A 26,032-nucleotide genomic window follows, 5' to 3' on the forward strand; every position below is an offset into this window, starting at 1 on the left:
TCTGAAGAATGTTATAAGTAATTATGGAAGATTTAAAATATAAAGAAACTGGACTAGGATTAATTGGCTTTGGAGCTTCATTATTTGTTGGGATACTAAGTGTTGACGAATACTTTTTAAATAAAATACTCAATCCAAAACATCATGTTATTGCTGTGAATGTTTTAGTTTTTATTGCACTAGCAACGCTTTTTTTGGGTGTGCTTTTTGTTTACCTAGACTACAAAGGATTAAAATTGTTTAGTAAGCAAGATGAAGTTTATGAAGACAGCTTAATGTCAACTCATGAGTTCGAAGCATTTGATGAATTGTTGGAATATTATTTTGGAAGTAGTAGAATTGATTTAAATCAGATAAAACAGTTTCATATAAAAAACTCAAATACCACTTGGCTTCTTAAAAAGAAGAAAAAACTAAAGTTCAGGACAGTTGTAGATTATATGGGCTTTATTATAATCTATCCTGTTAACAAGGAAACAAAAATAATGCTTGAAAGAGATGAGATATATGGGGCAGAATTTACTGCAGATAATCTTTGTAAGGAGGAAGAGGAGCCGGAAGGTCATTACATAGCTTGTATTGCAGGAAAGGATTTATATTCTAAGGCTTATTCGATTGGGGTCTTAAAATCAATTGTTAGAGAGAGGCTTGGCAGAAAACCAATTTATACGTATCCCGTTTCTGATCAAGGTTTGAGGTTAGCAAAAAAGTATGGTTTCGAAAAAGCTAACCAATTACACCCAGAGCAAGACAAGAAAAGAATTTATAAATTTGTTTATCAAGAAAAAAAGTGACCCCGCCGGGAATCGAACCCAGATCTAGGACTTAGGAGGTCCCTATTCTATCCAATTGAACTACAGGGTCAATGTAGTTGTGCAATGATTTTTCAAAATATACGTAGGTTAGTGTAACTAATCACCATTACATAAGTAGAAGTTCAGTATCTGTTTACACTTAATCTAATTGAATAGGGATGCAAAAATCTGCGATTATCATTTTTCTTTTTCTAATCGGCAGTTCAGTTTCGGTGTTAGCTCAAAGACAAGTAACGGGAAAAATTATCGATGCTGAGACAGGAGAGCCACTTCCTGCTGCCCACGTTATTATCAAGGATACTTATAAAGGTACGATTTCAAATCAGGATGGTGAATTTAGCATCATTGTGCCGAGTTTTCCGGTTACTTTGGTCGCTCGGTTTATTGGGTTTGAAAGTCAGGAGAAAACGGTCAGTTCAAATGCTGATCCTGTCGATTTTGTCATGAAGCCCTCGGTGGCGTCTATGGGTGAAATTGTAGTGACGGGTGAAGATCCTGCTATAGCTATTATGAGAGAAGTGATCAAAAGAAAGAAAATTTGGCGCGCCAACTTGAATACTTATAAAGCCGAAGCCTACACCCGGCAACAGTTAAAGAATGACACTTCTATCGTATCCATCTCGGAGAGTATTTCAGTCGCCTACTGGGATAAAAAAAGAGGATCCCGTGAAATTCTAAAATCGAAGCGACAAACAGCTAATATCGACGCAGCAAGCAACTTTGCCGGTGTAAGCTACCTGCCCAATTTCTATGACGACAATTTAGATATAGCAGGCTTTGATGTAGTTGGTGTTACTCACCCTGATGCATTAAAGTATTACACCTTTGAATTAGAAGATATCCGGGCGCTGGATGGGCAGGTTGTATATGAGCTATCTGTAACTTCAAACCGTAAGCTACAGCCTCTTTTTGAAGGGACTATTTTTGTGTTGGGAGAAGAATATGCATTGCTTGAAGTTGATCTAAAACCAAACTCAGTTGTTGTTTTTCCTCCGCCTGTTCAGGATTTTGATCTTTCCTATTCCCAACAATTTAGCAACTTTGGCGGCGATTACTGGCTTCCGGTTGACGTGCGTATTAATGGCTTGATCGAAGTTGGACTTGTGGGGCTGCGTTTCCCACCCATTGGGTTTAAGCAGGTTGCTAAGATGAATAATTATGAAGTCAATATTACGCTTCCTGATACTTTGTTCAATTCCCTAAACACACTATCTGTCGATTCCACAACGATAAATTCAGGAGATTCACTCTTTGTAACCGAAGTGGATATCATTCCTTTGGATAGTGAAGAAGAAATAGCCTATGAAAATGTAGATAGTACAGCAACTTTAGAAAAAGCTTTTAGGCCCACCGGTTTCTTCACAAGGTTTATTGATTGGGAAGATGAAGAATCAGAAGGCTCAGTAAGCGTTAGCAGCAGTGGTGGAAGCAGCAGTGCACGGAGCGATTCAAATCGTATAGGAAACAGTAAAGCACCAGGACCGATTTCAAGATTTATAAATAACCTAACACCTCAAGGCAGGTTTAACCGGGTAGATGTTTTTTATGGAGGGCTACAACATCAGCGCTATTATGTTGACAACCGAATCATGTCGAAGGTGTTTGGTGGGTTTAGTACGGGATATGGAGAGGGTACCTTTTCATATGGTGCACAGCTAGGCTGGTGGCCATTGAAAAACACTAGGCGATTTGCCGTTTATTCAGGATATAAGGCTAAGACAGATTCACGATACAACTCTGATATGTATATGCCTTTTATGACGAGTATTTCCAACCTGTTTGGGTACCCTGACTATTTTGATTACTACCGAAAGGAGGGTGTGAATTTGGGAGCATCTTATCGCCTAAGAAGTAGATTCAGTGGGACAATCAGACTGAATTATATGTACGAAGAGCATTCAGCTATCAATTACAAAACAAGCTATGATATCCTTGGAAGAGACTTGATTCAGCGCCCAAACAGTTACATCGATGAAGGGACATTGAGTGCGTTAAGGCTATCATATAGTATAGGCGAAGATAAAAAAGCATTTGGAGCGGTGGGTGCCAATGATTTTTCAGTAAGCGTCGAGCAATCGGCTAAACTGCTCGGAAGCAGTTGGGATTATACCCGATTTAAGATTGATCTCTATCGTAGATATGAAACGTTTTACCAGCGAAGGTTCTTCCCAAATACATTGGATATGCGGTTGAATGCGGGAACCTATGTTGGCGATTTACCAATACAGAAAAACGAAGTCCTTGATGTGGCTTTGGGCGCAGTAACTCCTTTTGGAGCATTCAGAGCAAAACGATTTATTCCATATGAGGGAGCTAGCTATGTTTCCCTAAACGCAGAACACAATTTTAAGAGCGTGCCCCTTGAAATGTTGGGCTGGAGAAATGCCACCCAAACAGGCTTAAGTATTATAGCTTTTGGTGGTGTAGGGAGAACTTGGGTTAAGCAAGAACAGGTAAATGAGTTTAATAGCCGCTATGGTTTTTCTCCGGTAACGACTAATGACTGGCACATGGAAGCCGGTCTGTCGTTAAGTAATATCTTTAATCTTGTGAGGGCAGATGTGGCTTATCGTATTGACAATCCTGGATTCTATGTAGGTGTCAGTATTGCCCGGTTCTTTTAGAGGAGAATAAAATATAAGGATATAAAAAAGGCTCGCTGATATCAGCGAGCCTTTAAAATGTTTACTGAAAATCAGTTGGAATTACATTCCTTTCTGATATTTCAATGTGCTGATTGGGTGTGACTCAGCGCGTCGGTTTCTTTCACAACCTGGTGTGTTTGCGTCCATTTCAGACTCAGAACACTCAACAGGAGCTTTTCCTAAACCACGGGGTTCGATACGGTCTTCAGAAATACCATTGCTTGTGTAGTAATCTACAACAGCATTAGCACGTCTTAGACTAAGTCGTAAGTTATACTGGTCTCCACCAACATGATCAGTGTAAGCATCAACACGAACACGGAATGCAGGAGCTTCTTTCAAAGTCTCTACATTGCTCATAAGTGCTTCGGATGCATCGCTACGGATAGTAGAACGATCAAAGTCAAAGTTGATAGTTGAGAAGGTATCTTCGTCCAGATAAACAGGATCGCTGCCATCAGTTGCGTTAGTACCCATGTCAATTTCCTGGCTGTCAGTAAATCCGTCGCCATCAGAATCCGCGTTATTAGGATTCGTGTCGTGAGTCATTACTTCGTCATAGTCACTAAGACCATCACCATCAGAGTCCGTATTATTAGGATCTGTTTCGTAATTATTGATCTCGTCACCGTCAGTTAGACCGTCGCCATCAGAATCAGTATTGTTAGGATCAGTGTTATAAGAGTTAACTTCGTCTCCGTCATTAAGTCCGTCACCGTCAGTATCCGCGTTAAGTGGATCTGTTTCGTGGACGTTAATTTCGTCGGCGTCAGTTAAGCCATCACCGTCAGAATCAGCTGAGTTTGAGTCAGTTCCTAATTCTGCTTCTTCAGCATCAGTAAGTCCGTCACCGTCAGTATCAACAGGTTCTTCTACTACGGGTTCGTCAGAACCACAACCATATTGTACTACAGTACCACCTACTAAGAATAGTGTAAGAACGAGAAGATGGATAATTCGCTTCATATTAAGATTTCTCCAATTCGATTAAGTATTAGGGTTATAATATACATCATTTTAAAAGAAAATAATGGTTCTGCTGTGGTATCAAAAGAAAAAAAGCTAAAAAAGTTAGCATAAGTTTCATACTACAGGTATCTTTGAAATTCTTAGGGGCTATAGCTCAGTTGGCTAGAGCGTCGCGCTGGCAGCGCGAAGGTCCGGGGTTCGAATCCCCGTAGCTCCACAAAAGCCTAATCTTAATTGACTTAGGCTTTTTTTATGGGGTATATTTTGGTTTACAGTTTCCATGGTATCACAAAAATTAAACTTTGCCGAATCGCTTGTTTGTAAGCTTCGTATACTTTAAAATAGATGTAATAGTTTATAATATCGGAGTTTCAATGACTGAGAGATGGAAAAAACTACCCCTCGTGTTAATCGTACTTACACTTTGCTGTGTTGTTCCCACTAATATTGTTTTTGCTCAAAGTGTAAATCTTGATGTAGAGCCAAGCTCAATCTTAGAAAATTCTCAGGTGCTCAGTCTAACTGGTCTTGGTATTGATGCAGAAGGCAATGGGCCTTCTTTAATATCTGCTACAATTGAAAACCTGACTGGCGAAAAGATAGATAACTTATATTTGGAGTTAATTATTAGCGCCGCAAAAGTCGGAACTATAGCTGAAGTCACTCAAAGTTCTTCAAGACCATTTTCACTAAGCCCTTTTCAAACACTGTACTTCAGTAACAATGATTTAGCCAATGAAAGAATTCCGGGTATCTCTACGCCGGTCACTTTTAGCGGCGGGCTCACCACAGAAGGGGATAACTTTTTAAGCAATCTTTCCGGTTCAACCTCTTTACCACGGGATGTATATTCGCTGGAAGTCATACTTTTTAGAGTTACAGATGCCCGAGGCAGAGAAAATCTTGCCCGGGATGTAGCAGAGATTGGAGGGGGTGATAGCGGAGCCCTATCTTTTGACGAAAGTGAGATCTATCTCAAGAGCCCGGGAGATGTAGCCGGATCGCTGGCCGAAATCACAAATCCTTATCCTCAATTTAGTTGGGAAGGCAACACGGGTGTGACCTATAGACTTTTGGTCGTTGAACAGACGGGGCAGGATAGTCCTGAGTCACTACTTCAGAGTGCGAAAAGTTCTTCTCCAATAGGTGAGGGCGGTTCGTTGCTATCTTTTGAAAACCTTGATGTTATTGTTGAAGGCACCTCTTTTCAGTTTCCGGCTTCCGGCGCGCAATCTTTGGAGGCAGGTAAAACCTATTACTGGAGAATTTTGAAAACAGTCCAATCCAGCGGAGATAGTGAAGATGTTTCTTCTGAGATATGGAGTTTTACACTTAAAGATGCCTCTAAGGTGACGGCCACGCTGCCCGTATCACAGGAAGCTGAACAAGCAATTGTTGAATTGATTGGGCAAGAAGCATATCAAAGTTTAAAAAACAGGGGCTTCACACTTGAATCTCTTTCGTATGATGGGCAGGAATTTACAGGGACCGCTGCCGGTATAAAATTGGATGAGCTTCTTCAGAAAATACGAGATGAAGACATAATTGTAGCTGGAAATTAGAGGGATTATTATGAAAATTTTGCTACGATATTTTTACATACTATTTGGCCTGGTACTGATACTAAGTTTTATCTGCCCGGAGTACGTTCAGGCCCAATCTGATCGTTCTATAGCTATTGTTAAGCATTTCAAACCGACTGTAGAAGTTCGGAATATGACGGTTGACAAGATGATGGAATTAGATTTAAGTGAAAATAAAGGGGAGCAGCTCTTTAGCGGAGATTCTTTGGAAACGGATGATGAAGGCTTTGCTTTGGTTGTTTTTATGGATGCCAGTGTAGCTAAAGTAAAACCAAGTTCTTTGCTGATTATCAATGGTGATGTTGCAACGGCATCTAAAGCGATGAATACGAGGATTAACATTATTAACGGTGAAATCTTTTTAAACGTTGAGCCTCAGGGTGGAAATGATTTTGAAGTGGCGACCAATCGGTCGTTAGCTTCGGTACAGGGTACAGACTTTGGCAGTACTTCAGAAGGATATGTTTGGGTAGAGGAAGGACAAGTAGATGTGACAGCACTTAACTCGGGGCAAACGGTCTCTCTATTTGAGAAGATGTTCGCACGGGTGGACGAGCAAGGAAATAACATAGATTCGGGTACTCTGAATGATCAGCAGTTAAGCGAACTAAATGAAGGTTTTGACGAAATCGAAAATGATTTAGTCGAGAAAGAAATCATATTGCGCTTCCGTGATCAAAATGGGCAGCTAAGGGAAGTTCGAATTGATGTTTTTGAAAAAGGAAATAATTAACAGCACAATTCTTGGGTTTAAGGCTTAAGGTAAATCAACAATTAACCTGTAATGGGGTTTTTTAAAAAAGGTACAACACTACTAATTCTGATGTTGGCTGCAGCGAATGCATATGGCCAATATACCATTCAGCATCAAGCTCCTGTTGCTTTACAAAAAGGGAGTACGAATACGCTGGAGTTCAGCCTGCCCGGAATCACTGAGGCAGATTTACAGCAAGCAAACCTTTTCTACAGGTTTGATGGGGATTTTAGCTATCAACAGCAAGAAGTTCGTTTTCAAAATGGAGGGCTGACGGCTTCCCTGGATATTAGAAACCAAAATGTAAGTACGGTCGAATATTATTTGGAAGTTCAGCTTATCTCAGGCGAAACACTATTTTTCCCCAATAACCTACCTTCCGAGAACCCTGTTGAAGTTGAGGTGGTTGAGCAGCTTAGTGAGCAAAAGGAACAGTTAGAAGGAGTTGATTACACCATTCTTTCTCCACGCCCCGGTAATGGAGTCACTACTGATGATGTAGTCATTGCTCTGGCGTTGTTCTACGAAAAGTCTGATTTGCCTCCCGGTGTATTTAAACTGCTCATTGATGGAAAAGATGTTACCGCCGAGGCCGACACCAGTGCATACTATATTTCTTATATACCTAAAGACCTTGGTTCAGGGCCACACACTATTTCACTTGAATACCAAACAGAAGGAAAAGTATTTGCTGTGACAGACTGGAGGTTTGCGGTTGTTTCTCCGGGACAGGCGAGCTTTCAGGGATTTGGTCCCAGTCGAATTCCACAAGGCAGGGTTGAATTGACGGCACGTAATCAGATTATTTCCGGAGACGTGAACAATGCATACACCGGTCGAACGAATATTAATGGAGCCTATGGAGATTTCCGGTATTCCCTCAATGGCTATTTGACCTCTCAGGAATCAGTACGACTTCAGCCCCAAAATAGATATGGAATTGATTTAGCCTATGGCGACTGGTGGGATTTTGAAGCTGGCCATGTGTATCCAACAATGAGTCAGTTTACAATCTCAGGGCGAAGAGTTCATGGGCTGAACACGTCTTTGCATTTGCTTAATGAGAACATCAACCTGCAGTTTATATACGGGGAATTAGACCGTGAAATTACCAATCAATATGACAGCCTTTTGGTTGAAGATGTGGTAGTCGGTGCCGATTCAGTTGTTGATCAAAACTTCCTTCTAACGTATCAGGAAGGGGGAAGAGGAAGTTTTCAGCGAAAGGTTACAGGAGGAAGAATTGGCTTTGGTAACGAAGAAAAGTTTCAGATTGGAATACAGGCACTAAGGATTCAGGATGACACCACTTCCATTTTTAATGTCAGGGATTATCTTGATTTAGCAAGTTCTTCAGCAGTGTATGGCAGTAACCTGAATTCAGATGATATAGACAGTTTGTTGGCAAATCCGGATCGGCTGGACGTTCGGGGAGGGAATGTAAAACCGAAAGGCAATCTTGTCGCAGGGGCAGATTTTAAAATGGGGTTGCTGAATAACAGAGTCAGACTGGAGTCGGAAGCGGTAATCAGCGCACTTAATAACAATATTTATGACGGTCCGCTCACTGTACAGCGTGCTGAGGATCTGGGTTTCGATGTAAATCAAAAAACGGCTGATTTACTGGAACAGCTTTCCTGGCTTATTATCGTAAACGAAAATATGAATACCCTTCCTTTTAGAATCTCTGAAGATGAAAGTGGAGAACTGAGCGGCAATGCGTTTTTCCCGACCGGTATTTTGGCGACCAATAGTGAACTTTCGCTTAGGTATCCGAACAACAACTTCAGGCTTCAATACCGCTGGATTGGTCCTGGTTTTAATTCCCTCGCCAACTCAACCATTCGAAAAGATGTGGCCGGCTTTACTATTTCTGACCGGCTTAATTTCCTTTCAAACAGAATGTATGTGACACTGGGCTATGAAAACCTAAACGATAATGTGACCGGCACCCGTGATGCGACCACTAATACCAATACCTATCGCACTAATGTGAGCTGGTATCCGGTAGACCGTAGCTTGCCAAGGGTAAGTGCCGGACTCAGATATCGTACCCGTGATAATGGAGTAGAGCGGCAAAACTTCTTACTGTCAGATGATTTGGTGAATGCCGCAGTACAAAACATCCGGCAGGAACAAAGAAATATCAATGGGCAGGATACGCTGATTATTCTTAGCACAGCAACTCCCCGATCTAACTATTCTGTAAATATCAATACATCCATCACGCAACAATTTAGCCTGATGAATGCCCGAAACGATATTTCGCTGAGCTATACAAACCTGAATACGACCGATGAAGTATTCGCTTATGGTGATATCGCAAGTTCTGCTTTCTCCCTGAGTTTAAATTCCAGATTTAGCGACCTTCCTTTAGAAACCCAATTTGGGTTTACTTATAACAATACTGAAGCAGGGAGTGGGCTGAACAAAATTAATATTTTCGGAATGTATGCCGGAGGTAATTTTAGGATGATGGAAGACAAATTAACGGTAAACGGCCGGTTAGCTATCACTCAGAATAAGACAGAGAACAGAATGCTGCTGATTCGTGATAACCCAAACAGTGATGAGTTAAACGATAATGTTTACGATGATTACTTTATTTTGGGAGATGATATAACTAAAAGCACCTTTTCAACTTTTGTAATTCAGGCAGGAGCACGATATAATTTTAATGAGTATCATGCCTTAGTATTTGATTCTAATCTAACGAATGTAAGTGGCCGAGCTAATGACAGAATTGTTCAGCTTCGATATGTTTTCAGTTTTTAAGTAGATGCCAAAACAAAAAAGTAGAATTTCATCAGTTGTATTTATAGCCCTTGCTGCATTTCTGCTTTCACTTATTTTGATACTCCTCAAGCCCGTTCAGATTTTAGAGCTCAAGTACACCGATCAGCTTTTTGAATGGCGTGGTCCCCTGGATGTTTCTGACTCACCAATTGTATTAGTAGCAATCAGCCAAAAGGCAGATGAGGAGATTCCTTACAAATTTCCATGGCCCACCAATTTGCACGCCAAGCTCGTTGAGAATCTGAATAAAGCTGGCGCAAAAGTCATTGTTTTCGATGTGGTGTTCAATAATCCTGATATCTATGAGCCGAAAAACGATACGCTATTTGCTGAGGCCATGCAGAAATACGGGAACGTAACTTTAGCCGGTGATCTCCAGCGAATTGAAATAAACAACTCAGTGGAGGTTTCGCAGTTATTTCCAAACAGAGTGCTCCAGGCCGGTAACCCTAATAAAGTCGCATTGGTGCAGGTTTACCCGGATTTAGACGGAGCCATACGCTCGTACCGATTTGGTCAGCAGCATCAGGGTACAAATTATTACCGTTTAGGTATCGAAGCTCTGCGGGAATATTACGGTTTCTCTTATGATGAAATTGATCCCATCGGCCCCAATCCCGAAAGTGACTATTTCAGCGTTGGTCCCTTTGAGATTTTGAAAGAACGAGGCAATTCTTTTCTTATCAATTACTATGGACCGGAAAGCACATTTCCTTCGGTTTCTTATGAGGAAGTTATTGATGACTCGACGTACACTACAGTTTTTGAGTCTGGGCTTGGGTTCGAAGTTAATGCCTTCGACGACCCTGATATTGGTCATCTGGCAAAAGAAACTTTCAAAGACAAAATTGTTATAGTTGGCTCCACAATGGCGTTGCTTAAGGATTTTTACCCTACCCCTTTTGCCAACGAAGGCAACAATGAGCGACCCGGATATCAAATTCATGCGAATGCCATTCAAACAATTATAGATGGTAACTATATAGACCGGTTTCGTGGATGGTACACTATACTCATCATGGTTTTCTTTTGCCTGAGCCTGGCACTTTTGAATCGTTTTGGGAATGCAAACTGGGGACTGCTGGTATCCATAATTTTGGGCAGCGGATATACGGCCATCACTTATTGGGCATTTATAGATCATAATGTTTTGATGATGATCACAGGCCCAATTCTAGCTGTGGTGATAACCCAGATAAGTATGGTTGGTTACGAGTATTACATTGAGGAAAAAGAGAAACGGAGGATTAAAGGGATGTTCGCATCCTATGTATCACCCGAACTGGTTGACCGTATGATAGAATCGGGGGAAGAACCACAGCTTGGCGGTGAAGAGACGTATATGACGGCTTTTTTCAGTGATGTTGTTTCATTTTCAACATTCTCCGAACAGCTTGAGGCGAAGCAGCTTGTTAAGCTTATTAATGAATATCTGAGTACGATGACCGATACTCTGAATAACCGAGGCGGCACCTTAGATAAATACATCGGCGATGCCATTGTTGCTTTTTTTGGGTCACCGGTTCCTCAAAAAGATCATGCCCTTCAAGCCTGTATTTCATCGCAATTAATGCAAAAGCAGCTGGCTGAACTAAGAGAGAAATGGAAAAAGGACGGCTGGCCTGAACTGGTGTATACCATGCAGCAAAGAATGGGGATGAACACTGGGTTGATGGTTACAGGAAATATGGGTTCAAGCCGGCGCTTCAACTACACGATGATGGGAGACAATGTGAATTTAGCTTCCAGGTGTGAAACAGGGGCTAAGAAGTATGAGGTGTTCACGATGGTTACGGAATCTACAAAAAATGAGGCGGAGAAATTCGGTGATGATTGTGTGTTTCGTTTGCTCGATCATATTGTAGTTAAAGGAAGAACGAAGCCGGTAAAAGTGTACGAGATAGCCGGGCTTAGAGATGATGTTGAAGAACCCATGAAAGAGTGTATTGGATTGTATGAAGAAGCGCTTGATCTTTATTTCAAACAAGAATGGGATGAGGCCATTTCAAAATTCAAAGCCTCTGAGAAACTCGAAAAATACAGACGTAACCCTTCCGGAATATTTATAGATCGGTGTGAAATGATGCGAGAAAATCAGCCCGGTCCCGATTGGAATGGGGTCTTCATTATGAAGACAAAGTAAGGGGGGGGGGAGTAAAAAATAAATTCAGGATAGATTGTGTGTTTATCCTGAATAAATGCGGAGAGGGAGGGATTCGAACCCTCGATACCTCGTTAGAGGTATACTCCCTTAGCAGGGGAGCGCTTTCAGCCACTCAGCCACCTCTCCGTTTTTTGAAGGGCAACAAATATAGCGACCTTTCAGGACTAATAGCAACCTTTTTGGAGCTTTATTCTGAACGGTTTTTTTTAGTTGTATTTTATGAGATAGCCAACCCTTCTTTAGGAAATCGAAGGGTAAAAGTAGAGCCGGTTCCAACGCTTGACTTAACTTGTATTTCACCATTATGAAGTCCCACCATTTCACGAGAAATGAGAAGCCCAAGCCCTGTTCCCTTTTCCTCATTAGTGCCGATACGTGAGGTATTGGTGTCGAGCCGAAGAAGTTCGTTTACCAGTTTTGAAGACATGCCTATACCGTTGTCTTCAATTTCGATAACGTAAAATTCATTATCCTGAAAAAGCCGGGTAATTACTTTCCCACCATTTGGGGTGAACTTAATGGCATTAGAAATGAGGTTCCTCAAAACTGTCTGCAACATATTAAGGTCAGCATTTAAGTGAAGTTCTTTTGGGATGTCGCTTTCCAGAGTGACGTTTTTTTGCTGAGCTACATGATCAAATAGTTGATGGGTCCTTTCAATTAATTCCTGAAGATTTACTTTCTCTGGTTCGGGTTGAATTTTTCCAGTATTGAGTGAAGCCCAACTAAGTAGGTGTTCCACCAGCTCCAGCAACGATTTTGATGAAGCGTGGATATACTCAAGACTAGTTTTCAGCTCTTTTCGGTCTGCTTCTTCAACTTCGTCAATCATCATTTCACTATATCCCAAAATAGCCTGAAATGGATTGCGTAAGTCATGAGCTATTAAGGAAAAGAACTTATCCTTGGTTTTGTTGCTCTCCTCCAGTTCCTCAGCCTGGAGCTTAATGATTTTACTCTTCTCCTGAATATCTGATTTTTCTTTTCGGAGCTCGGCTGTTTGCTCTTCAATAATTTTCTGGAGTTGTTCTTGCTTGCGAACGAGGTACTTATATCTGACCTGTGAGGCAGAGTAATAGCCCACCCCAATAATGACAACCAGCAATAAATAAAACCATACTTGTTCATAGAAAAAAGGCTGGATGCTAATCATTGCAACGGCAGGTTCAGTACTCCATACGCCGTCAGTATTTGCCGCTGAAACCTCAAAGGTGTAATCTCCGGAGGGCACATTCACATACGATGCGGTTCGTTCTCCAAAAACTTCAACCCAATCGTCATCGTAGCCGTTGAGTTTATATCGATAGCGTGTTTTTTCGGGAGCAGCAAAGGTCAGGCCATGAAAATTGACATCAAAGCTTTTATACTCTTTCTGGATTTGAACTTCTGAAGCTTCATAAGAAGTGTTCCCTGCTACAACATTTTTTATGAAAATATTTGGCGGGACTTTACCAGCCCGGCTTGGCTTCGATTTAAATATAGCGACCCCTTCTTGTGTGGCGAACCAAAAGTCTCCGTTGGAAGTCCTCAATCCTGCTTCCTGTACCGAACCGTTGCCTTCAGGATTTCTCATGCCCTCTTCACGCCCAAAGTGCAGAAGGGTAAAAGCGCCAACTTCACCATCCAGATAAGCATTTAGTTCACTTTTATGAATTTTGAAAACGCCACGATTTGATGATGCCCAAAGCCAATTCTCGCTATCCTGAGAAACCCAATGTATAATATGATCAGGAAGTCCATCTTCGGTATTAATGAAAGTTACCTCTCCTTCTTTAATCCGATTAAGGCCGTTATTTTCAGTTCCCACCCAGATGGAGCCCGGCTCGGATTCATCTACATATATTGATCGAATGTTATTTGAGGATAAGCCAGACTCAACTGTATAATTGGTGAAAGTCCCCTCATGGAAACGACTCACTCCACCATCGAGTGTTCCCACCCAGAGTGCTCCATCATGGTCTTCAGTGATATAGCGGATTTTATATCCGGCTAAACCGTCATCCAGATTAAAAATTTCGTGCTGTTCATTTATGGGGTCGAACTTAACCAATCCTCCATAGGTACCTACCCAAAGTTGCCCGGAACTGGATTTAAAAATTGAGTGAACGTCATTGATTTCTACATTTTTTCCGATGGTGTAATTTTGGAAACCATCGCCAGTAAATTTATCCAGGCCTTTCTGGTGATATCCAATCCATATGTTACCATCGGATCCCTTTCCAATTGCCTGGATAATATTAGAAGCGATGCCATCAGCGACGTCGTAGGTTCGTATGTCATTTCCCTCAAGTACATTAATACCGTGGCCCCGGGTTCCCACCCAATACCGTTGGGGGTTTTCTTCAAACATTGCCAGTGTATTATCTCCGGAAAGGCCTTCAGGAGTTCCAATATTTCGAACCTTTGATCGGCTTACGTTAATCAAACCATTAGTGTTTGTACTCAGCCAGATAATCCCCTCCCGATCTTCAAAGATGTTATTGATGTAGTAGTCTTTAACTTCCTCTACATCGTTAAGCTTTTGCAGGGTCCCATCTTGTAAAACACTTAAAGTGCCTCCATCTCCGACTAGCCAAAGCGTTTCATCCTGATCTCTTAAGAAATGATGATAGGTTTCCTGAGTGCGAAGAGCGTAATCCGGTAGTTTTTCGATTCGGCTTCCTTTATCCTGATACGTACCTCCTTGCGTTAGGTACAGAAGAATTTGGTCGTCCTCATAAACGTTCAAGACGGGAGCATCTGAGAGAGGAGCGTATTTTGGAAGGCTATGTAGTTCGCCATCAATCCACTTAAAAAGTCCGGCTTCTGTCGCTGCCAAAATTGCTCCATCAGAAGTTTGATGAACATCCAGCATTCGGACATCTTTTTGTTCCGCACTTATGAAGTAAGACGTCACTTTACCTTGGTCTAAATGTATAAGTCCATGATTTGTGCTAATCCAGATGGTTTGATCATCAGCTTCAATAATGTCATGGATTTGATTTTGGCGGGCTATCTCAGTTTCAAAGGCTCTGGAAAATTGAGTTCCATTATAAACGAAAAGCCCACTATGGGTAATGAAAAACATACGTCCATCTGAACTCTCCATAATTTTGGTGATGTCAGAACTAGTGAAGCCATTTTTATCTCCAAAGTGAGTGAAAGTGTCATCCTGAATCAATATCACCCCGCCATATTCAAGGGCAACCCAAATGCCTATACCATCCTGAATATGGATCAGAGTAGCCCTGTTGTGCGGCATGGATGGAGTATTGGAATAGTTGAAAACCTTAAAATCGATGCCATCAAAGCGAACCAGACCATCGTAAGTTGTAATCCAGAGGAAACCGAGAGAATCTTGGGTGATGCTGTTAACGGTATTTACGGGAAGGCCGTCTTCCAGAGTCCAGGAGCGATGGGTAAGCGTGTCAAGGCGTTGCAATAAAGGTAACTGGAATGCTGAAGCGGATTCAACAAAAAGGAGGAGTAAAAAAAATAAAATTCCTTTTCTAACCATAATTCAAGTGATCACAAAAAACCTAAGCCATTTCACCGCACATTATACTATTCATCCTTATCAATAACATAAATCTGGGATAGATTTCGTCCCAGCTGCGCGTAGTCAAGGCCATATCCCAATACAAAAGCGTCAGGAATTTCGAAGCCCACGAAGTCTAATTGTACTTCATATTTGGTAGCTGCTTTTTTGTGAAGCAGGGTGCAAACGGCAACGGAGGCAGGGTCATTTTCTTTAATCCGCTTGACCATATAATTCATGGAAAGGCCGGTGTCAACGATGTCTTCAACTAAAATAACATGACGCCCTTCAATTTTTGCATCAATATGTTTCAGTTCAGTGACTTCGCCAGAGGATACTTTTTTATCACCATAGCTGCTAAGCTTCATGAAATCAACTTCACAGTCAATACTTACGTGTCGCATCAAATCCGAAAGGAAGATAAAAGCGCCATTCAGGATGCCTATGAAGATCGGTTTTTTGCCCTCATATTTTTTATCAAGCTGGTTACCCAGCTGATTCATGCGCTCGTCAATCTGTTCTTTTGTGATGAAGATTTTAAAATTCTCGCCGTTGCATGTTAATGTATCCGGCTGGTAAAAAGATGAACTCATACTAAGTAAAATTAATGGTCAAAAAGGTTTGTGAACTGGAGTTGTATTTGGCTATTTCCGAAACGGCTCCTCGCTCTCCGTTAACTGCTGAAACAGGGTAAATAATGGCATAAATAGTACTATCTGATCCGCACAATACCAAAGCCTTTTCCTTCAAATGTGAAGGAATTTTACGGTTGGTAAGATGGTCTGAGACTTTTTGATGCCCATCCATGCCCAAAGGATGAAAAGCATCACCGGCCTCCCAGGTTCTGAGTACAAGTGGCCAGGCAAGTTTATCCGAATCCAGTTGGAGGCTCGCTTTCTTGCTGAGGCGGGATTTTAGCCTGAACTTGATTCCACGTTTTTCAACTGCTTTGTCGACTAATCGCTTTTCGAGAATGGCAATTTTATCCGAATCCCCATCTTCCTTATCAGGCTCAATACGGATTTCATTCCGGTCGCGAATCAACAACACATTTCCAATACGCAGCTTTTTGCCGGTTTGCAGAGAATCTACTTCTGCGAGCTCTTTGAGCTGTCCTTTAGAATATTCACCCTCCAGACCCACCTGATCCAGAATGGTTTTAAGTACGGCCGTTTTTAGGATTGCAGGCAGCTCATTGAATTTCTCACGGTGAATGAAGTTGGACGAAGAAACCTGATCAGCCAGGATATTCATGCTCGCCTCAAAGGTTTGAGCGTGCTCCGTGAGGCTCAGGATATTTTTCTCCCACCCGGGAAATAGACTATCCATTTTTGGGGTGAACTCATTACGAAGGAAATTACGAGCGTATTCGGAGGACTTGTTACTTTTATCAGTGCGGAAAGGAATAGCTTCAGCATCGCAAAAAGTCAGGAGGTTCTGTTTGGAAAAGGAAAGCAGGGGACGAAATAATTCACCATCCCAAACTCTCATACCTTGCCATGCTGTGGGCGCACTACCCCGGAATATCTTCTGCAAAATAGTTTCAACCTGATCATCGCGGTGGTGTGCGGTAACTATGGCATCTGCCTTGAAATCACCCTTTAGATCCCGAAAAAACTGATAGCGTTGATTGCGGGCCCATTCCTGAAAATTTTGGCCTTCCGCTTCTTCAGGGTTGAGCCGGATTGAACAACATTCAAACCCCCAGGCAAAAGCCATCTGCTCGACGAGTTCCTGATCTGAATCGGACTCCTTTCCTCGTTTGGCATAGTTCACATGAACAACTAATCCATCTAAATTAAGCTTATAGAAAAGATAAAGCAGAGCCATTGAATCAGGTCCGCCGCTAACGCCAAGAATGAAAAAAGCATCGTTATCAAAATAGTCTGACAGACAGTTTTTGAGCTGCTTTTGTAGTTTTTTTGTCACCGATTTTGCCATGAAAAAAAGTAGGGGGAATAAGGGAGAATGTCGAGGGCTTAAGTACCAATCTCCTAATTCTAAAATTAAACTTGTGGCCGCTCGGCCATGCCCGACTGAAAGGCGGCTAAAGAGATGAAATAAGAGGCAATGTCATCCTGAACAAGGAGCTCGCGATGGCGTGAAAGATCTGCCCTAAGAAGACCTCTATCTTACAAAACTTTTAGTAGATTGGTATGTGTGAAAAAGAGATCCCGAACTTCGCGTTCGCAAAGTTCGGGATGACACAGCCTTATACGATATCCATAGCCGTCCTGAGGAAGGGCATTACCCGTTGGGCAATTTTGGTCATTGGTCATTGGTCATTGTAATTTGGATATTCCCACCCTCAAAAAAAGCTGAACCAAACCCACATTATGTACCCCGACCGCCCCTGGATTTACCATCACGATGAACCGCTGACTCGATACTCATTAGGCCAAGAGGGTGATAATCCGCTTATCTGTTTTGGGGTGAATCCATCCACAGCCAAGCCGGGTGACCTAGACCCAACGGTTGCTTCCGTCGCTCGTTTTGCCATTGAGAAAGATTATGATGGCTGGTTAATGTTCAACCTTTATCCTCAGCGTGCCACAAATCCGGATAAAATGCATAAGCACTTCCAGAAAAAAATCCATGACAAAAATGTAGAGGTTATTGAAGACCTGATTAAGAAAGCAGGTTCCGGTGTTGATATCTGGTGCGCATGGGGAACTTTGATTGAAAAACGCCCTTACCTTACCCGTTGTCTCCAGGATATTTATGAAGCTATATCAGGAAAAGGGAATCGATTTTTTACCCGTGGGAAAATATCCAAAGCCGGCCACCCACACCACCCGCTCTATCTCCGAAAAACATCCCCCATGGATGAATTTGATATAGGGTATTATGTGAAAGAGACTATTTAAAAACACCCCATCTGACGACTTTGTTAAGGCACAGGATATAAAACTCGCAAAGAGTCGTCCGATGGCTGGGCAGATTAAAATTCAATGTCCCTTATACAATCACCGATCCGCTCAGGGTTAAAACCCATTCGCTTGTGTAAAGAGAAGTATTATACCCGCCTAAAAAACTACTCTCCGAACACTCAAAATTTGTATTCTGGTCATTGGTCATTGGTCATTGGTCATTGGTCATTGGTCATTGGTCATTGGTCATTGGTCATTGGTCATTGGTCATTAGCACATCCCACGTTCCCAAGCTCCTGCTTGGAGAACGGCCTCTAGGTAGCTCCAGCTTCCCGTTTGTCTGATACCCTACAATCATCGATATTCTTTCAGATTTATAACCAACATCCAATCTATGCTCCGCTACTTAATAGTTTTTGTATTCTTGACTTCTGCCTGTACTACGGAATCCCAACCACCGATTGAATGGGGTGAATCACCGTGGCCCGAAATTCGCAAAGAGCGGATCTCAACATTGTTACCGCAAGCTATGGAAGTCGCAAATGTGGATGCATGGATTGTCATATGTCGCGAAAATAACAACGATCCAATTGCCGACCACATCGGTGGAGAAAATGCCGGAGGTACCGCCGCTTTTCTTTTTTATGTGGATGAAGAAGGATTTCACTCCCGCGTCTATTCTCCATCCGGAGAAGCGACAGCGCTGGACGAATTGGATATCCATGATACCGTGATTCCGGTTGCTCGGGGAACTTCAGCAATGGAACAGTCTGCAGATTTTATCAAGACAAAAAATTTTGATCGAATTGCCATCAATTCCTCCACATCGAATGTACAGGCAGATGGGCTTAGTTTCACGCAGCGACAGGCACTGGAAAGAGCACTTGGCTCATCGCTGAGTTCCAAGCTGGTTTCATCAGAAGAATTGATTTACGAATGGCTTTCTGTCAAGCTCCCTGCTGAAGTAGATATTATGACCCAAGCAGCAGAATTGACGGCTCAATGGCAGATTGAGGCGTATGAAATTATTGAACCCGGTGTAACCACGGACGCTGAAGTTGCGGCTTTTTTGGATGCGAAGATGGAAGAGTATGGAGTAGGAGAGGCATGGAATCCAACCCAAAACCCTAACGTAAATTCAGGCGCTGATCGTGGACATTCTCACGCCACTGACAAAGTGATTATGCCTGGCGATGTCATCCAAACAGATTTTGGGATCAAGCTGTACGACCGATGGGTGAGTGACATTCAACGTTTTGCGTATGTGCTAAAAGAGGGCGAGACAGAAGCTCCGGAGGATATCCAGTTTTACTGGGAGTCGGCCAGAGCCGGAAACCGAGCAGCCTTCAATGCAATGGCACCGGGAGTGAAGGGAGTAGAAGTAGATGCAGCACAGCGGGCACTGATGGAAGAGAGTGAATCAGAATATGTGATGTGGAGTACGGGCCACCCAGTGGGCTATGTCGCTCATGATACGGGGCCAAATTTAGGCGGGTCGCAATCTCCATCAATTCGCCCTTCAGCTCAAAAAATTCTAAAACCTGGGATGGTATTTGCCTTCGACGGTTTCCACAGCTGGCCCTTAACGGATAGCACCTACAAAACTATTTCCGTAGAGGAGATGGTAGTGATTACCGAAAACGGCGCTGAGTTTTTGATTCCTCCGCAAGAAGAGTTGGTGCTGGTGGAGTAGAATTATAAGTGCCAAACTCCCAAGTCCCAAGTCCCAAGTCCCAAGTCCCAAATCCCAATGACCAACGACCCATGACTAATTCTGTGGGAGTTAATAACGACTCGCTCCTGACGCTCTGCGTCGGAGCGAAAAGGTGGCTCAGCAGAAAGTGGTGCAAAAAAAGACCATCTGACGACTGGATAAAAGGGCAGGACATCAAATCCACAAAGAGTCGTCCGATGGCTGGGGTGGGTTAAAGAAAAATCACAAATCGGTCGTTCGGTTCATCGATCACTCGCAAATCACTCCTCCTCCCCTTCAAAATGCTTTTCATACCAATCAAACACCGTTTCCCACTGGTGGTAGAAATCCTCCTCGGTGCCTGCCAAACCAGCGCCGTGACCTGCATCCATGTAATTCACCCACTTCACTTCCTTGCCGAGGCGGCGCAAGGCATAATACATTTCCCGCTGATTGTCGGCCGGGACATTCCAATCGCCTTCTCCACTTAAGATGAGCAGAGGGGTCGTGATGCGATCCGCAAAAAAGACGGCGCTATGGGCCACATATTTATCCGGGGCCTCCCAGAACGTCTGTCCGATTCGATCCTGTCCCACTTCTGCAGCAGAATAATTTCGCGTACCGATTTTAGGACTATCACCCAGAAAGCTGATGGCATTCACCTTGCCGGAGTTATTGATAGCAGCCGCAAAGCGATCCGTTTGTGTGATCAGAAGGTTAGTTCCGTACCCGCCATAACTAATGCCCTCCACGCCCAGCTTCGAGCCATCTACGAGGCCACGTTCCATGAGTTTGTTGATGGCGGTGGTCACGCCCTTCACCCAACCTTCACCGGGATAACCCAGCTCGAGATCTACAGAAGGGCGGAGGACAAAATAATCACGGTTGGCCAGGACGTTAGCCAGTGCATTAAAGGAATTATCAAAGAAATTCTCGTAGATATAAGCGATCAGCGGATACTGCTTTCCCTCCTCATAATTGGCGGGATAATAAAGTACGCCATACAGGGTATCGCCGTCCACATCCATATACTGAATGAGTTCGGTTTCAGGGATTTTGTATTCGCTGAGCCAATCATTGAAATCAGTGAGTTGGCGAAGGTCGCTCAGTTCGTAATTGCTGACATAGACTTCGTAAGGATGATTTCCCTCGGCTCGTTCAAAAAGGAGGACATCCGCATCCTCGGCAAAATTCCAGTCCGAATAGAGTTGATCATCCACCATGAGCGTTTCCATTTCCTGAGTTTCGATATCATATCGAACCATTCCACGTTGCCATTCGTCGCGGGCGGAAGAGGTGAAATACAGGTAGCGATCATCATCTGACCAATGCATCAGGTTCAGGCGCGGTTCACTGTTTTCATCTTCCGGAAACTCAAAAACCAGTTCCATATCAGTTCCCGCGGTGTCGATGTGGTGATATCCTTTCTCGGAACGTAGCAGCATCGAGGCTCCGCTTTCGCTCCACCGGCTGAAGCTGAACTTCAGGCTGGTGGTATCTTCCTTCTCAATAAACTCATAACGATCGGCTGTAATCTCAGTTACGGCTGTATCTGCGATATGGCGGATAAAGACTTTTCCCTCCTCCGTCCAGGCCCACGAAGTTCCGGCAGGATCCCAATCCAGATTCAGCGATTTCTCGGTTCGGGAAATCAGGGTATCCCGAAGAGCCGGATCATTCAGACTGATGGTGTACATCATCTCTTCGCTGGCATCATCAGATCGGGTATAATTTGTTTTCAGGGGGAATTCCTCCGTCACGGCGACAAAAGATCCGTCTTCAGGGATATTGAGTGAAGCAATTATAACTTCATCAGTGAGTTCGGTGACTTGCCGTGAATCGGTATTGACCAGCGCGAGCACCGACTGATCATTTTGCATCCATACCCGATCCCAGGCCAGGAAATCCTTGTCAGATTCCTGAATCACTACCGGGCCGTCGTTGGTGGACGTGTACATAGAATCGGCCTTAGCTCTCCACCCATCGACTCTTAAAGACAGCATCAATCCCGTTCCATCCGGCATCCAGTTCAGGTCGGTATTGGAAGCGATCTCCAGGTCGGTTTTGGGTTTGAACTCTCGCAGGCGATTCCGTTCGGCATCATACATATGCAAGGTAACCCGCTGCTTGTCCATCAGGATGACCGCCAGCGTTCGGTTATCGGGAGACCAGGCCGAGGCCTGAATGACGGTAGGTCCGTCGGTGACTTCATTTCGCTCCCCGCTCTCAGTATTCAATACATACAGGCGGGATTTGCGTTGCTGTACATAGGTTGGGTCGGCAAATTTGAAATGGTCAATCCCCAGCCGGTCGCGCTGTGATGAGGAGGTGACGGCTGCAAATCGCCCGTCATTCGTAATGCCGGTGATATTGGTGTTTTCCACTTCCAGCATCTGATCCGGAGTGAAGGTTTTAAGCTCTTGCGCGTAGGCCGGCTGATGGGTTTGTGAAAGAATCCCTGCAAGCAGGATAAAAAACAGGATGCGTGACATAGTGAAGTACCCTTGGAGTTAAGAAATGATTGAAGGGTAAGTACGCGCCTTCCGGCGAGGTTTGCAAGTGGGGTGTTTTGATACTTGGCTTGTGTTTCCCTAATCAAACAGGACCCTATCCCCGGCCCTTTCCCTAACGCACTTTATTTATGAAGTGGATATAGAAACTAGATCTATGTGTATTTATGCAATTGAGGCGAGTCATCAAGTATGCGCCAGGGCAAGGGAGCTCTTTGGTGACTTTGGTTGCTTGGATAAGAGAGAAGAGGTTTATGGAAAGTTGAAAATGGTCAATTATTATTATGAAGCCCCAATTGTTGTCATCCTGAGCAAAGGGATGTTTGAATTAAGCCTGGGAATGTTTACGCGAAGGATCTCAAACTCAGCCATGGCAATTCGTTCAATCTTTGAGATCCCTCGTGTTCTGCTAGGTCACCTATAGCAACCCAGTAATCACTCGGGATGACAATTGGCTCTGCATATATTTTGTATTGGAGCTTTATAGGTTGGTATCCTAATCAAACAGGACCCTATCCCCGGCCCTTTCCCTAACGCACTTTATTAATGAAGTGGATGTAGAACCTAGATCTGAGGGTATTTATGTAATTGAGGTGTGTTATCAAGTATGCGCCAGGGCAAGGGAGCTCCTTAGTGATATCTGTTGCCAAAACACCCACTCAATACTCAAATCTCACTACTAATTACTAATAAACTAAAAACCCACTCAATCCCAGATAATTCGCCAATACTGTTTAGGATTTACTATTATAGTCGCAGTAAAATCACTAGCTCTAAAATGGCCGCTTCTGTAAGCCCACACAACTCGTAATAAAATTCCTCTGTTATGAACCGATCGATCTCTTTTCTACTCTCTTTCCTTTTTCTTGTAATGCTTGCTGAGGTAGGCACCGCCCAGAACAAAGTTCCTCTCACTTATAAAGACTTTGATCAGTGGAAGTCCATCTCCGGACAAACCCTCACGCCCGACGGTCGGTTTTTGATATATGCACTCAATCCGCAGGAAGGCGACGGTGCAATCAAGGTGCAAAACCTTCGCAATAACAAAGAGGTCTCGCATGCGCGTGGTGAACGTTTTGAAGTGAGTTATGATGGCCGAACCTTGGTTCATTTCATTACGGCTCCTTATGACATGGTAAGGCAGGCGCTGATCGATGGGGAGAAGCCAGATGAGAAGTTTGATGATACCCTGGCGGTCTATTCGATCTATGAAGGCGATTTGGAAACATTTCCTGAGGTTGGATCTTTTAAACTACCGGAGCGATCTGGAGTATGGCTGGCGTATTTATACGATCGGGATACCGAGGAGAAAAAAGCTGAATCTGAAACCGATGTAGAAGGAGAGTCTGCAGATGATGCTGATTCCACTACGACCGAGACGATTATTGAACAGGAGTTAGTACTTCGGAATCTTGAAACCGGAGAAGAGACGATGATCGAGTATGTAGAAGATTATTTCTTTTCCAGACATGGAGAGCGTTTGGTCTATGTAATGGCCGATGAAGATTCGGTTCAGACTCCCGGAGTTCATAGTCTTGAAACAGAAACCGGCAATACAATGACCATCAGCAGCGGACTGCAGTCTTACAAGTCTGTGGTGATGGATTCTTCGGCATCACGTATTGCGTTCTTGGCCAGACCCGCCGATGAAGAGAACGGCGAAGGTGAAGAAGCTGAAGATAAAAAGAAAGAAGCCGATGAGGATGCCGAACCTGAGTTTTACACACTCTACTTCTGGGAAGAAGGAATGGATGAAGCAGAGGCACTCGTCGATGAATCTTCTGACTTGCTGAATGAGGGATGGATGGTGAACGAATACGCTTCCCCCGAATTTTCCCACAACGGAAACCGGCTCTATTTTGGAATTGCACCCGAGCCGTTTCGCAGAGACACTACCGTTGAGAAAATTGATATTGCCTCGGTGGATATCTGGAACTGGAAAGACGACCGCCTGCAACCGGAGCAGAAATTGCAGATCGATGAGGACAAGAAGAGAACCTATAAAAGTGTTTATCACATTGCAGAAAAGTCCTTCATTCAGCTCGAAGATGATGAAATGAGATCAATTTCGGTGCCGGACCGGGGAGATGCAGACTATGCCATTGGCACACACAACTTGCCCTATATGTATCTCAAGCAGTGGGAAGGATACCCGATGTATAATGATGTTTATTGGGTGGATGTGAAAACAGGAGAGCGGAAGCAGTTTGGTGAAAAGGTGAAAGCTTCCCTCACGCTTTCTCCCGGAGGCACCTACGCCGCTTGGTACGATTATAAAGACCGTAACTGGTACGTCAAAAATTTGGAAACACAGGCATTAGTTTCTCTTACGGATGAATTGGATATCCCTTTTTATGATGAACTGCATGATAGTCCTTCCGACCCCGGACCATACGGAGTAGAAGGGTGGACCAAAGATGACAACCAACTTATTATCCGTGATAGGTACGACCTTTGGGTATTTGATCCCGCCGGAAATGCAGATCCCTATATCCTCACTGATGGCCATGGCAGAGAGAACGAGATAACCTACCGCTCCTTTTCTAAAGATCCCGAAAGCCGGTGGTTTTCTTCCGATGAGGTGTGGTTGAGTGCCACCTATGAATCTGACAAATCATCGGCGGTGCTTCGTACCGAATTTGGTTCGGCCAGCAAGCCCAGGGAACTCACAAGAGGAGATTACAACCTGTATACTCCTCAGAAGGCAAGGGAAGATAATAGCTGGATAGTTCGAAAAAGCACCTTCAAAGAATACCCCGATATTCACATTACCGACAACCGTTTCAGGAAGTTTGAGCAGGTCACCAATGCGAACCCACAGCAGAAGAACTATCTTTGGGGTGATGTGGAACTCTTCAACTATACGAGCCTGGATGGTGAGTCGCTTGATGCGTTGCTGTACACTCCCGAAAACTTCGACCCGGAGAAGAAATACCCTATGATTGTTTATTTCTACGAGCGCAGCTCAGACGGACTACACCGCTACCGGGCGCCCGCTCCATCCGCTTCTATTATTACTCCCGCCTTTTACACCAGTCGCGGATATATCGTGGCCATGCCCGACATAACCTACAAAATTGGTAATCCCGGACGTAGCGCAGAAGATGCTGTGATCGGAATGTCCCTCAATCTGATTGATAAGGGCTTTGTGGACGAGGATAATATTGGACTTCAGGGACAAAGCTGGGGTGGGTATCAGATTGCCCATATCATTACCCGAACCAATATGTTTAAGGCTGCGATGGCCGGCGCTCCCGTAGTGAATATGACGAGTGCCTACGGTGGTATTCGATGGGGATCCGGACTCAACCGGCAGTTCCAGTATGAGAAAACGCAAAGCCGGATTGGCGGTACGCTATGGGAAAAACCGTTGTACTACATCGAGAACTCACCGCTCTTTTTTGCGGACCGGGTTGATACTCCACTACTGATGATGCATAACGATGCCGACGGAGCCGTACCCTGGTATCAGGGCATTGAATTTTTTACGGCCCTCAAGAGACTGAGTCAGCCGGTCTGGATGCTCACATATAATGATGAGGCGCATAACCTGCGCAAGCGCGTAAACCGGAAAGACCTGCAGCGACGGATGCAGCAGTTTTTCGATCACTACCTGATGGGTGCACCCGAGCCGGTCTGGATGAAATACGGAGTACCCGCCATCGAGAAAGGTAAAAATCAGGGATTTGAGTTGGAGGAGTAGAGAAGTGCAATGC

At 43.7% G+C, this 26,032-nt stretch carries 15 protein-coding genes and 3 tRNA genes; 11 read left to right on the top strand and 7 right to left on the bottom strand.

The window, feature by feature from the left end:
* The first annotated feature begins 23 nt into the window (after nucleotides 1-23).
* The gene (locus tag CL667_11840) at nucleotides 24-794 is read left to right on the top strand and encodes a hypothetical protein (GenBank protein MAL18393.1); all 771 of its coding nucleotides are present in this window, start codon (nucleotides 24-26) and stop codon (nucleotides 792-794) included.
* On the opposite strand, the gene CL667_11845 is transcribed toward CL667_11840, so the two are convergent.
* A tRNA-Arg gene (locus CL667_11845) sits at nucleotides 792-864 on the bottom strand. The genes CL667_11840 and CL667_11845 overlap by 3 nt on opposite strands.
* A gap of 145 nt (nucleotides 865-1,009) precedes the next feature.
* Here CL667_11845 and CL667_11850 point away from each other — a divergent pair.
* The gene (locus CL667_11850) at nucleotides 1,010-3,439 is read left to right on the top strand and encodes a hypothetical protein (protein ID MAL18394.1); all 2,430 of its coding nucleotides are present in this window, start codon (nucleotides 1,010-1,012) and stop codon (nucleotides 3,437-3,439) included.
* Between the two features lie 81 nt (nucleotides 3,440-3,520).
* Here CL667_11850 and CL667_11855 read toward each other — a convergent pair whose 3' ends face one another.
* Nucleotides 3,521-4,426, bottom strand: coding sequence for a hypothetical protein (locus tag CL667_11855; protein MAL18395.1), 906 nt, complete (start codon nucleotides 4,424-4,426; stop codon nucleotides 3,521-3,523).
* A 146-nt stretch (nucleotides 4,427-4,572) separates the two neighbouring features.
* On the opposite strand from CL667_11855, the gene CL667_11860 reads away from it, so the two are divergent.
* From CL667_11860 to CL667_11880, 5 genes are all read left to right on the top strand, one after another.
* Nucleotides 4,573-4,649 (top strand) — tRNA-Ala (locus tag CL667_11860).
* Between the two features lie 184 nt (nucleotides 4,650-4,833).
* Nucleotides 4,834-5,991: a hypothetical protein gene (locus CL667_11865; GenBank protein MAL18396.1), complete on the top strand. Its 1,158-nt coding sequence runs from the start codon at nucleotides 4,834-4,836 to the stop codon at nucleotides 5,989-5,991.
* Between the two features lie 10 nt (nucleotides 5,992-6,001).
* Nucleotides 6,002-6,745 carry a hypothetical protein gene (locus CL667_11870; GenBank protein ID MAL18397.1) on the top strand — a complete coding sequence of 248 codons (744 nt, stop codon included), beginning with the start codon at nucleotides 6,002-6,004 and terminating at the stop codon, nucleotides 6,743-6,745.
* Nucleotides 6,746-6,796: 51 nt separating this feature from the next.
* Nucleotides 6,797-9,541, top strand: coding sequence for a hypothetical protein (locus CL667_11875; protein MAL18398.1), 2,745 nt, complete (start codon nucleotides 6,797-6,799; stop codon nucleotides 9,539-9,541).
* A 4-nt stretch (nucleotides 9,542-9,545) separates the two neighbouring features.
* Nucleotides 9,546-11,705 (top strand): hypothetical protein, encoded by a 2,160-nt coding sequence (locus tag CL667_11880; GenBank protein MAL18399.1) that lies wholly within the window; start codon nucleotides 9,546-9,548, stop codon nucleotides 11,703-11,705.
* A gap of 58 nt (nucleotides 11,706-11,763) precedes the next feature.
* On the opposite strand, the gene CL667_11885 is transcribed toward CL667_11880, so the two are convergent.
* The 4 genes from CL667_11885 to tilS all read right to left on the bottom strand — a co-directional run bounded on the left by CL667_11885 (nucleotide 11,764) and on the right by tilS (nucleotide 17,184).
* Nucleotides 11,764-11,852: transfer RNA gene (locus CL667_11885), tRNA-Ser, on the bottom strand.
* 91 nt (nucleotides 11,853-11,943) lie between these two features.
* Nucleotides 11,944-15,222, bottom strand: coding sequence for a hypothetical protein (locus CL667_11890; GenBank protein MAL18400.1), 3,279 nt, complete (start codon nucleotides 15,220-15,222; stop codon nucleotides 11,944-11,946).
* Between the two features lie 47 nt (nucleotides 15,223-15,269).
* Nucleotides 15,270-15,836: a hypoxanthine phosphoribosyltransferase gene (gene hpt / locus CL667_11895; GenBank protein MAL18401.1), complete on the bottom strand. Its 567-nt coding sequence runs from the start codon at nucleotides 15,834-15,836 to the stop codon at nucleotides 15,270-15,272.
* 1 nt (nucleotide 15,837) lies between these two features.
* Nucleotides 15,838-17,184, bottom strand: coding sequence for a tRNA lysidine(34) synthetase TilS (tilS, locus tag CL667_11900; protein ID MAL18402.1), 1,347 nt, complete (start codon nucleotides 17,182-17,184; stop codon nucleotides 15,838-15,840).
* Between the two features lie 395 nt (nucleotides 17,185-17,579).
* Here tilS and CL667_11905 point away from each other — a divergent pair, with 395 nt between their 5' ends.
* Nucleotides 17,580-18,110: a hypothetical protein gene (locus CL667_11905; protein ID MAL18403.1), complete on the top strand. Its 531-nt coding sequence runs from the start codon at nucleotides 17,580-17,582 to the stop codon at nucleotides 18,108-18,110.
* A gap of 397 nt (nucleotides 18,111-18,507) precedes the next feature.
* Nucleotides 18,508-19,806: a peptidase M24 gene (locus tag CL667_11910; GenBank protein MAL18404.1), complete on the top strand. Its 1,299-nt coding sequence runs from the start codon at nucleotides 18,508-18,510 to the stop codon at nucleotides 19,804-19,806.
* 281 nt (nucleotides 19,807-20,087) lie between these two features.
* On the opposite strand, the gene CL667_11915 is transcribed toward CL667_11910, so the two are convergent.
* Nucleotides 20,088-22,298 carry a dipeptidyl aminopeptidase gene (locus tag CL667_11915; GenBank protein ID MAL18405.1) on the bottom strand — a complete coding sequence of 737 codons (2,211 nt, stop codon included), beginning with the start codon at nucleotides 22,296-22,298 and terminating at the stop codon, nucleotides 20,088-20,090.
* Nucleotides 22,299-22,473: 175 nt separating this feature from the next.
* On the opposite strand from CL667_11915, the gene CL667_11920 reads away from it, so the two are divergent.
* Nucleotides 22,474-22,740, top strand: coding sequence for a hypothetical protein (locus tag CL667_11920; GenBank protein ID MAL18406.1), 267 nt, complete (start codon nucleotides 22,474-22,476; stop codon nucleotides 22,738-22,740).
* 402 nt (nucleotides 22,741-23,142) lie between these two features.
* Nucleotides 23,143-26,019, top strand: a complete 2,877-nt coding sequence (locus tag CL667_11925; GenBank protein ID MAL18407.1) for an acylaminoacyl-peptidase — start codon at nucleotides 23,143-23,145, stop codon at nucleotides 26,017-26,019.
* Nucleotides 26,020-26,032: the final 13 nt, after the last annotated feature.

The organism is Balneola sp., assembly GCA_002694685.1.
In the GTDB taxonomy this organism is placed as follows: domain Bacteria; phylum Bacteroidota; class Rhodothermia; order Balneolales; family Balneolaceae; genus Gracilimonas.

What these genes read in the sequence shown, in the direction of transcription:
- CL667_11840 (MAL18393.1), top strand. Translation starts at nt 24, where the DNA reads ATGGAAGATTTAAAATATAAAGAAACTGGACTAGGATTAATTGGCTTT.
- CL667_11855 (MAL18395.1), bottom strand. Translation starts at nt 4,426, where the DNA reads ATGAAGCGAATTATCCATCTTCTCGTTCTTACACTATTCTTAGTAGGT.
- CL667_11870 (MAL18397.1), top strand. Translation starts at nt 6,002, where the DNA reads ATGAAAATTTTGCTACGATATTTTTACATACTATTTGGCCTGGTACTG.
- CL667_11875 (MAL18398.1), top strand. Translation starts at nt 6,797, where the DNA reads ATGGGGTTTTTTAAAAAAGGTACAACACTACTAATTCTGATGTTGGCT.
- CL667_11880 (MAL18399.1), top strand. Translation starts at nt 9,546, where the DNA reads ATGCCAAAACAAAAAAGTAGAATTTCATCAGTTGTATTTATAGCCCTT.
- CL667_11890 (MAL18400.1), bottom strand. Translation starts at nt 15,222, where the DNA reads ATGGTTAGAAAAGGAATTTTATTTTTTTTACTCCTCCTTTTTGTTGAA.
- hpt (MAL18401.1), bottom strand. Translation starts at nt 15,836, where the DNA reads ATGAGTTCATCTTTTTACCAGCCGGATACATTAACATGCAACGGCGAG.
- tilS (MAL18402.1), bottom strand. Translation starts at nt 17,184, where the DNA reads ATGGCAAAATCGGTGACAAAAAAACTACAAAAGCAGCTCAAAAACTGT.
- CL667_11905 (MAL18403.1), top strand. Translation starts at nt 17,580, where the DNA reads ATGTACCCCGACCGCCCCTGGATTTACCATCACGATGAACCGCTGACT.
- CL667_11910 (MAL18404.1), top strand. Translation starts at nt 18,508, where the DNA reads ATGCTCCGCTACTTAATAGTTTTTGTATTCTTGACTTCTGCCTGTACT.
- CL667_11915 (MAL18405.1), bottom strand. Translation starts at nt 22,298, where the DNA reads ATGTCACGCATCCTGTTTTTTATCCTGCTTGCAGGGATTCTTTCACAA.
- CL667_11920 (MAL18406.1), top strand. Translation starts at nt 22,474, where the DNA reads ATGTGTATTTATGCAATTGAGGCGAGTCATCAAGTATGCGCCAGGGCA.
- CL667_11925 (MAL18407.1), top strand. Translation starts at nt 23,143, where the DNA reads ATGAACCGATCGATCTCTTTTCTACTCTCTTTCCTTTTTCTTGTAATG.